Source organism: Halorubrum sp. Eb13, assembly GCF_002252895.1.
Lineage (GTDB): Archaea > Halobacteriota > Halobacteria > Halobacteriales > Haloferacaceae > Halorubrum.
Genome location: NZ_NHPE01000049.1, coordinates 1 through 647 on the forward strand (window position 1 = coordinate 1; position 647 = coordinate 647).

The 647-nt window shown below is 61.7% G+C and carries 1 protein-coding gene; it reads left to right on the plus strand.

From position 1 onward, the window contains the following. The first annotated feature begins 224 nt into the window (after nt 1-224). Nucleotides 225-497, plus strand: coding sequence for a helix-turn-helix domain-containing protein (locus tag DJ75_RS05585; protein WP_092921017.1), 273 nt, complete (start codon nt 225-227; stop codon nt 495-497). Nucleotides 498-647 lie beyond the last annotated feature (150 nt).

Genomic DNA, 647 nt, shown 5'->3' on the forward strand with positions numbered 1-647 from the left:
CGTCGGGAGTCACCGTCGCGAGGTGGGCGTACGACTCGCGCTCGAAGATGTCGACGTGAGACTCGGGAATCACGGAGACGCGTACGGCGGGAAGCGGGGAAAATACCCCGATCGATCAGGATAATCGCTCGCCTGAGACGTGATATTAACACATTATATTATCCCAATCGGATTCCCCAATATGTAGCTAACCTTTACCAATAGGCAAAGGATTCAGATATAACATGAGTACCAGTCCAGCGGAGACCGCCGACCAAGACCGCCTGTCCGAGAGCGAGTACCGCGATCGCCTGCGCGAACTACCCCCTAGCGCCAAGCTCGTCGCGAAGGTACTGGAGGGCGACTCGCCGCTCTCGCAGGGCGGGCTTGCCGAGGAGTCGCTTCTGCCCGACCGGACCGTCCGCTACGCGCTCAACCGCTTGGAGGAGGAGGGGCTCGTCGACTCCCGCTACAGCTTCAAGGACGCGCGCAAGCAGGTCTACTACCTGACTGTCTGAGGCCGCCGCGCGACGGGCGGAACGAGTCGACCGTCGACTTCGCACGGAGTTCTTTTTAATCCCTCGTCCCGATACCTGACCGTATGGACCTCTCGGTCGTCGTACCGACGCTCAACGGGCGGGACCGGCTGGGCGCCTGCCTCGACGCGC

Excerpts from the sequence above, each read along its gene's own strand:
- DJ75_RS05585 (WP_092921017.1), top strand. The coding sequence starts at position 225 with ATGAGTACCAGTCCAGCGGAGACCGCCGACCAAGACCGCCTGTCCGAG.